5 protein-coding genes are annotated in these 7,809 nt (G+C 74.7%); 2 read left to right on the forward strand and 3 right to left on the reverse strand.

Annotated features, from left to right (window positions below; translation table 11 throughout):
* Positions 1–22 precede the first annotated feature (22 nt).
* Positions 23–3,172 carry an AfsR/SARP family transcriptional regulator gene (locus tag BSB02_RS43115; protein WP_084962623.1) on the reverse strand — a complete coding sequence of 1,050 codons (3,150 nt, stop codon included), beginning with the start codon at positions 3,170–3,172 and terminating at the stop codon, positions 23–25.
* Between the two features lie 179 nt (positions 3,173–3,351).
* Between BSB02_RS43115 and BSB02_RS25485 the strand changes: the two genes are divergently transcribed.
* Complete coding sequence (locus BSB02_RS25485) at positions 3,352–4,626, forward strand: S8 family peptidase (protein WP_084962625.1); 1,275 nt, start codon at positions 3,352–3,354, stop codon at positions 4,624–4,626.
* An 82-nt stretch (positions 4,627–4,708) separates the two neighbouring features.
* On the opposite strand, the gene BSB02_RS25490 is transcribed toward BSB02_RS25485, so the two are convergent.
* On the reverse strand, positions 4,709–5,590 hold the full coding sequence (locus BSB02_RS25490; protein WP_084962627.1) for an LLM class flavin-dependent oxidoreductase: 882 nt from the start codon (positions 5,588–5,590) through the stop codon (positions 4,709–4,711).
* A gap of 52 nt (positions 5,591–5,642) precedes the next feature.
* Between BSB02_RS25490 and BSB02_RS25495 the strand changes: the two genes are divergently transcribed.
* Entirely contained in the window at positions 5,643–6,119 is a 477-nt protein-coding gene (locus tag BSB02_RS25495; protein ID WP_206184874.1) for a MarR family winged helix-turn-helix transcriptional regulator, read from the forward strand.
* Positions 6,120–6,134: 15 nt separating this feature from the next.
* Here the strand turns inward: BSB02_RS25495 and BSB02_RS25500 are convergent, their stop codons facing one another.
* Positions 6,135–7,451, reverse strand: a complete 1,317-nt coding sequence (locus tag BSB02_RS25500; protein WP_084962629.1) for a family 43 glycosylhydrolase — start codon at positions 7,449–7,451, stop codon at positions 6,135–6,137.
* Between the last annotated feature and the right edge of the window lie 358 nt (positions 7,452–7,809).

The following is a 7,809-nucleotide window of genomic DNA, read 5'->3' on the forward strand; positions in this document are numbered from 1 at the left end:
CCCGGTTCGAGTGCGACGCGGCCTACACGTCGGGCGCGTCGTCGATCTTCAGCCTGCGCCCCTCCTCGTAGGCCGCCTTGTAGGCGTCCTCCCCCAGCGCCTCGCGGACGGCGGCCGACACCCGCTCGATCTCCGCCGCGTCCGCCGGGCTGAGCCGCCGATCGGCCCGGGACTCGGCGGCCAGGCCGAGCAGCCGGGCCGCCCGCTCGTGCTCGCCCGCCGCCGCGGCCGCCCCGGCCAGCCCGTCCACCGCCATCGCCGCGCTCCACGGATCGCCGAGCCGGCGGGCGGCGGCGAAGGCCTCCAGGTGCGACTCGCGCGCCTGCTTGGCGTCGCCCCGCCGTTCGGCGATGAACCCCAGCTCCATCAGCGTCACCGGCAGGTGCGGCGGGGGCTCGGCGCCGGGACCGCGCGGCACGCCCGCGAGCAGTCCCCGCAGCTCCGGCTCCGCCAGCTCGACGTCTCCCGCCCGGCGCGCCGCCATCCCCAGGACCATCCCGGCGAACACCCGGCCCTCCCGGTGCCCCTGCTGCTCGGCCAGCCGGGCGGCCCGCCGGGCGTAGTCGACCGCGCGGTGGTGGTCGGCGGTCTGCGTCGCGATCCAGCCCAGCCAGCACAGGCGGCGCACCGCCTCCGGCCACAGCCCGAGCTCCTCGGCCAGGCGCAGCGCCTCGGTGAACAGCTCCGCCGCCCGGTCGTACTCGAGCCGCATCTCGGCCAGCCCCGCCAGCCACTCGGTGGCCTGCAGCTGCCCCCACCCGTCGCCCAGCTCCCTGAACAGCCGGGCGCTGCGCTCGCCGTCCCGCTCCAGGGCCTCGAAGTCGCGCTGCATGTAGGAGTACATCGCCTGCCTGCAGAGCGCCGCGGCCGTCCCCCACCGGTCGCCCGTCTCGCGGAAGGTCGCCATCGCCTCCGACAGCAGCCGCCGGCTGGAGGGCACGTCGGTCAGGGCGAGGGTGACGAACCACTGCGCCCGCGCCCGGGCGGCGGGATCGTCCAGGCCGCGCAGCGCCTCCTCCCAGTCCGCCTCCTCGCCCCGCAGCAGCGCGAAGCCGGCACGCCAGGCGGCCGCGCGTGCGCGGTCACGGCAGGCCCCGGGGGCCCGCGCCAGCGCCGTGTCGAACGACCTGCGCGCCTCGGCCAGCCTGCCACGCAGGAACCAGTACCACGCCAGCGCGTTGACCAGCCGCAGCCCCTCCTCGGGGGAGGCGGCGTCGAGGGCGGCGCGCATGTTCGACGCCTCGGCGTCCAGCCTCTGCAGCCAGCGCCGCTGCTCGCGCCCGCGCAGGTACGGCTCGGCCCGCTCGGCCAGCGCCAGGTAGTGGCGCGCGTGCGCCTGCCGGACCTCCTCCAGCTCGCCCGCGTCGGCCAGGCGGTCCAGGCAGTACTGGGCGATGGACTCCAGCAGCCGGTACCGCACGCCGGCCGGGCCCTCAGCCACGACCACCAGCGACCGGTCCACCAGCCGGGTGAGCAGGTCGAGCACGTCGGCGGCCGCGACCTCCCCGCCCGCGCAGACCTCCTCGGCGGCCTCCAGCGTGCAGCCGTCGGCGTGGACGGCCAGGCGGCGCAGGGCCGCCTTCTCCGGCGGGGTGAGCAGCTGCCAGCTCCAGTCGATCACCGCGGTCAGCGTCCGCTGGCGGCGTGGCGCGCCGCGCGCGCCCATCGCGAGCAGGCGGAAGCGGTCGCCGAGCCGGTCGACGACGCCTTGCACGCCCAGCGCCCGCACGCGCGTGGCCGCCAGCTCCAGCGCCAGCGGGATGCCGTCGAGGCGGCGGCACAGCCGGGCCACGGCCTCCGCGTTGGTCTCGTCCAGGGCGAAGGAGCGGGTGGCGGCGCCCGCGCGGGCCACGAACAGCTTCACCGCCTCGGCGCGGGCGACCTCGGCCAGGCCGGCGCCCTCCGGCACCTCCAGCGGCGGCACGCTCCACACCACCTCGCCCGCCAGCCCCAGCGGCTCGCGGCTGGTGGCCAGGACCCGCAGCCGGGGGGCGGCCTGCAGCAGCGCCTCGGCCAGCGCGGCGGCCTCCTCCACGACGTGCTCGCAGTTGTCGAGGACCAGCAGCAGGTCCATGGCGCGCAGCGCGTCGGCGAGCCGGTCGGCCGCGGTGGCGGGCCCGGCCTCCTGCCGGATGTCGAGCGCCGCCAGCACCGCCTCGGCCAGCTCGGCCGGTTCGGCCTGGGCGTCGAGCGGGGCCAGCTCCACCAGCCACACCCCGTCGGGGTGGGCGTCGACCAGCCGCCGGGCCGCCTCCAGGGCCAGCCGCGTCTTGCCCACGCCGCCCGTGCCGGTCAGCGTGACCAGCCGGTTGGCCTCCAGCTGGGCCTTCACCTCGGCCAGCGCCCCCTCGCGGCCGATGAGGTCGCTCACCGGCGCCGGCAGGTTGGTGCGGCGGGCGGTGGGCGCGAGGGCCGGGGGCGCGTCGAGCGCCGGGTCCTGCCGCAGGATCGCCTGGTGGAGCGCGGTCACGTCCGGACCGGGGTCCAGGCCCAGCTCCTCGGCCAGCCGCTCGCGCAGCTCCGCGTAACTGGCCAGCGCGTCGCTCTGCCGTCCGGACCGGTAGAGGGCGAGCATGTGGGCGGCGCGCAGCCCCTCCCGCAGCGGATGCCGGGCCACCAGGTCCGCCAGCTCCCCGGCCAGCAGCACGTGCTCGCCCAGCTCCAGCCTGGCCCGCGCCCGCTGCTCCAGCGCGGCCAGCCGCCGCTCCTCCAGATGCGCGACGGCCGGCCCGGCGAACTGCTGGTCGGCGACGTCGGCGTAGGCGGGGCCCCGCCACAGGGCCAGCGCGTCGGACAGCAGGGCCGCCCGCGCCCTCGGATCGGCCGTGTCCTGGGCCCGCGCCGTCAGCTCGGCGAACCGCCGGGCGTCCACCGCGTCGTCGGGGACCTGCAGCAGGTAGCCCGCCGGACGCGAGACCACCAGGTCGCGCCCGCCCGGCTCGGCGTCCTCCAGCGCCTTGCGCAGCTGGGAGACCCGCACCTGGAGGGCCGCGACGGGGTTGGCGGGCGCCTCGTCGCCCCACAGGTCCTCCACGAGCCGGTCGGCGGACACCGGCCGGCCCTCGTGCACCAGCAGGTCGGCCAGCAACGCGCGGACCTTGGCCCCCGGGATCGCGACCGGCTCACCCGCGTCCGTCCACACCGCCAGCGGCCCCAGCACCCCGAAACGCATGCCGTCACCTTACGGCCGCGGTGTCGAGTGCGCATTTGTCCGCAGGGCGGATGCGTATTTGTCCGCAGACGTACGGCCGAACCGCCCGCACAGTGAGGGCGGTTCCGTGCCGGACGCGCGCCAGCCGCCCGCGCGTCCCACGCCCCCGAAGAGGTCCCACGACCCGAAGAGAGGACGCCATGCGAAGCATCCTGGCCACGGGCAGCGCCCTGGCGGCCGTGGCGGCAGCCTTAGCCCTGCCGTCACCGGCGCACGCGGCTCCGCCGTACGACCCCCACACCGTCATCGTCAAGTACCGGCCCGCCGTCCCCGAGGCCGCACGGCGCGGGCTCGAGCGCCGCTCCGGCGGCACCCGCCTCTTACGGACGCTCCTGGTGGGCGCCGACCTCGTCCAGACCGCCGAGGACCCCGCCCGGGTGGCCGCCCGGCTGGCCCGCGACCCCTCGGTGGAGTACGCCGCCCCCAACCACATCCTCACGGCCGACGCGCCGCCGCCCGTCTTCCCCGGCGACCCCCGTTTCGCCGAGCAGTACCACCTGCACAACACCGGCCAGACCGGCGGCCTGGCCGACGCCGACGTCGACGCGCCGGAGGGCTACTTCACCATCGCCGAGGCCGGCGTCCCCGGCGCGCCCGTCAAGGTCGGGGTGGTGGACTCCGGGATCGACAAGGCCCACGAGGACCTGGCCGCCAACGTCGTCGCCTGCGCCCGCTCCACCGGCGCGTTCAACGGCGGCATCGTCGAAGGCAGCTGCCACGACGGGAACGGCCACGGCACCCACGTGGCCGGCATCCTCGCCGCCAAGGCGGGCAACGCCCGCGGCGGCGCGGGCGTCGCGTTCAACGCCAGGCTGGTCGTCTGCAAGGCGCTGGACAACAACCTCCGCGGCACCGTCGCGGACGTGTCGGACTGCATCCTGTGGACCTGGCAGCAGGGCGCGAAGGTCATCAACATGAGCCTCGGCGGCCGCACCGACCATCCCGCGCTCCACCAGGCCATCCAGAACGCCTGGCAGCTGGGCCTGTCCCAGGGCGCCACGCTCGTCGCCTCGGCGGGCAACGTGGCGCTGGAGGATCGGGGCACGCCGTTCTTCCCCGCCGCCTACGAGGAGGTCGTGGCCGTCTCGGCGACGACCGACCGCGACCAGCTGGCCTCCTTCTCCAACACCGGCTCGTTCGTCGACGTCGCCGCTCCGGGCGAGGACGTGCTGTCCACGATCCCGGGCGACCAGTACGCGGAGCTGGACGGCACCTCCATGGCCGCCCCGGTCGCCGCGGGGGTCGCCACCGCGATCCGGGCGCGCTTCCCCACGATGTCCGCCTCCGGCGCCGCGAGCCGGCTCAAGCAGACGGTGGACGACCTGGGCCTCCCGGGCCGGGACGACAACTTCGGCCACGGGCGGGTGAACCTGTGTAACGCGGTGGCCACCGTGGCGGCGCAGCAGTGCGGCTGACCCGGTGGGCGATCCGGTAGCCGGCCGCGTGCGCCTTCTCACCCACAAGGCGCACGCGGCCTTCCCGTGCCCCGCCTGCTTCCTATGCCCCCGCCTGTGCCCGCAGCACGGGAAGCACCTCGCGGGCCAGCCGCTCGGTCTGCTCGGCCGCGTCCGGGCCGGAGATCATGAAGTTGAACCCCGTGAAGCCCAACCCGGTGAACCCCAGCAAAGCGTCGGTCACCGCGCCGGCCGGGCCGGACACCATGCCGGGATCCGTCTGGGCGGTGCCGATGCGGACGCCGACGTTGTAGACGCACGTGATCTCCTCCGGGTCCCGTCCGGCCCGCCGTGCGGCGTTCAGCATCCGCTCCCGCATGCCCTTCACCTCCTCGGGAGAGGCGAAGCCGAGCGAGGGGATCCACCCGTCCGCCAGCCGTCCGGTCACCTCCAGCGCCCGCGGGCCGTACGTGCCCATCCAGAGGGGGATCCGCCGCTCCGGCTTGGGCTCCAGCTCCGCCTGGCGCGTGCCGTACAGGCGGCCCTCGAAGGTGAAGGACCGCTCGGCCCAGAGCCCTCGCGTGATGCGCGCCGCCTCCTCCAGCCCGTCGACCTTGTCGCGCGGCGTCGGGACCCGCATGCCGTACGCCCTGAACTCCTCGTCGGAGAACCCGCCGCCGAGGCCGAGGATCAGGCGGCCGCCCGACAGCCGGTCGAAGGACTCGGCCATCTTGGCGACCAGGGCGGGGTTGCGGTACGGCACGCCCAGCACGCGCGTGGCCACGCCGATGCGCGACGTCGCGGCGGCGATCCACGACAGCATGGTCCACGTCTCGTAGGCAGGGTGTGTCGTGCACGGGTGGTCGGACGCCGAGACGAAGTCGAAGCCGAGCTCCTCGGCCCGTACGGCGTCGGCCACGGGATCGGAGCCGGGGGCGGCGGAGGTGGAGACGTTCAGGCCCAGGATCAGACGGGATGTTGACATGACAACAACCGTAGGCGCAGATTTGGTGATACGTCAACTACACTGTCGTGGCATGGACGACGGCGTGGACCGGCCGCGATGGCTCAGCAAGGAAGAAGACCGCGCCTGGCGCGGCTACCGGCGCATGCAGCTGCTGCTCAACCGCCAGATCGCCCGCGACCTGGCCCGCGACGCGGGACTGTCCGAAGCCGACTACGACGTGCTGTCCAACGTGTCGGAGGCTCCCGGGGGCAGCATGCGGCTGACCGAACTGGCCCGGCACATGCGCTGGTCCAAGAGCCGCCTGTCGCACCACATCACGCGCATGGAGCAGCGCGGCCTGGTGGTGCGCGGGGAGGTCGCCTCCGACGCGCGCGGCTCGGTCATCTCGCTCACCGACCGCGGCCTGGAGACCATCCGGCAGGCGGCCCCCGGCCATGTGGAGTCGGTGCGCCGCCACTTCGTCGACCTGCTCACCCCGGCGCAGCTGGCGGCGTTCGCCGAGATCTCCTGGACGGTGGTGGACCACCTGCTGGAGGCCGAGCCTTAGCGGACGCCGTCCAGGTCAGGCGACCTCGATGTAGTCCAGCTCGGCCCAGCGCACGTGGTGCTGGAAGCGCAGGGTGTTCCACCCGGCGACCAGCCGGACGTCGGCCCGGACCTGCGTCCAGTTGTCCCAGCCGCGGTTCGGGTAACTCAGGACGAACTGCGCCGAGCCGTTCACGGTCACCAGATGCTGCGCGTCGCCGTACCCCGCCGCGTAGGCCACGTGGGCGGTGTAGTCCCCGGTCACCGGCGCGAACACCGTGATGTCCACCCAGCTGTCGCTGTAGTCGATCTTCGCGGCGACGGCGCCCTGCGATGCGCCGGCGGCGCCGGTGCGCACCATGGCATTGTGGAGCGAGCCGCGCTCGGCCTCGTACCGCACCCGGCTGCCGCGGACGACCGGGTAGTCGTTGGCCCACCCCAGGTCGGCGGTGTACATCCAGCGGGCGTTGCCCACCCACCCGTGGAAGAAGACGCGGTCGCCGGCCACGTCGGCCCCGCCGGGCCCCTGCACCGCCCCGTCCAGCGTGGCGGTCGTCATCAGCGGCCGGTACGCCTTGGCGTAGGGGCCGGTGAGCGAGCGGGAGGTGGCGTAGCTGGTGAAGTAGCCGCTGCCGCCGTAGGAGCCGCCCGCGTAGAACAGCACGTACTGCGAGGGCCGCTTGACCAGCACCGGAGCCTCGATCACCCCGGCCTCCTCCGGCCGGTCGTTGCGTATCAGCTCGCTGCGCCCGCCGACGAAGGTCACCCCGTCGGCCTGGACCTGCTGCAACCACAGGATCGTCGGCCGCCCGACGGCGTTGCCGTCGTTCTTGTAGATCAGGTACCGCCGGCCGTCGGCGTCGACGAAGCTGGAGGGGTCGATGTCGCCGCCCTCGCTCGCGTTGCAGACCAGCGGCGCGCTCCCCAGGGGCTGGAAGGGGCCCAGCGGGCTGGAGGAGACCGCCGCGCCGATGCACATGCGCCCGGTCGCGGTGCTGGGCCCGGTGAAGTACATCAGGTACCGGCCGTCGGCGCGGCGGGAGACGTCGGGCGCCCAGAACCCGCCGTTGCCCGCCCAGGACGGCTTGGCGGGCAGGGCGTCCCCGCGCACGGTCCACGGCCCGGTGGCCGACGGCGCGCTGGCGACCGGGACGCGCCCGGCCCAGCTGCTGGTGGAGTAGGCGTAGAAGGTGGAGCCGACCTGGAGGACGTCAGGGTCGGGGAAGTCGGCGCTGACGACGGCCGTGGGCGCCACCGAGGCGGCTCCTGCGGGGTCGGCCGATGCCGTACCGGCCGCCGGAAGCCAGGCCGCGACAGCGGCGAGCACCAGGGGGAGACGGCGTAAGAGCCGCATGGGGACCTCCGATCATCGGGTACTTCCGGGTATAAGCCGATTCGGCGCGGCCGGACAGGCCCCTTTTACGGGCCGAGTCAACTCATTCCCGATCCCGGTCAAGGACGGGCGAATTCAGCGGAAGGCCACGCCCGCGTGACGCTTGGTGGCGACCTGCCGACTCGTGCCTCGGACACCGGCACCTCCGGTGGTCGCCCGCACGCCTGTCTACGACGACACCACCGCCAGGCGGCTGCCGCCGGAAGTCCATGGAGCCCGCCGTGCCTGGGGCGACCACGAACAGCGACGCTGGTGCGGTGGTTTACCAAGGAAGGTAGATCACTAGGGCACCCTCTTTCTGGCGGGTGGTGGCAAGCTG

Origin of the sequence: Thermoactinospora rubra, from assembly GCF_002093975.1 — a bacterium.
GTDB lineage: Bacteria > Actinomycetota > Actinomycetes > Streptosporangiales > Streptosporangiaceae > Nonomuraea > Nonomuraea rubra_A.

Coding starts and splice junctions, on each gene's coding strand:
- BSB02_RS43115 (WP_084962623.1), bottom strand. CDS start 3,172: ATGCGTTTCGGGGTGCTGGGGCCGCTGGCGGTGTGGACGGACGCGGGT.
- BSB02_RS25485 (WP_084962625.1), top strand. CDS start 3,352: ATGCGAAGCATCCTGGCCACGGGCAGCGCCCTGGCGGCCGTGGCGGCA.
- BSB02_RS25490 (WP_084962627.1), bottom strand. CDS start 5,590: ATGTCAACATCCCGTCTGATCCTGGGCCTGAACGTCTCCACCTCCGCC.
- BSB02_RS25495 (WP_206184874.1), top strand. CDS start 5,643: ATGGACGACGGCGTGGACCGGCCGCGATGGCTCAGCAAGGAAGAAGAC.
- BSB02_RS25500 (WP_084962629.1), bottom strand. CDS start 7,451: ATGCGGCTCTTACGCCGTCTCCCCCTGGTGCTCGCCGCTGTCGCGGCC.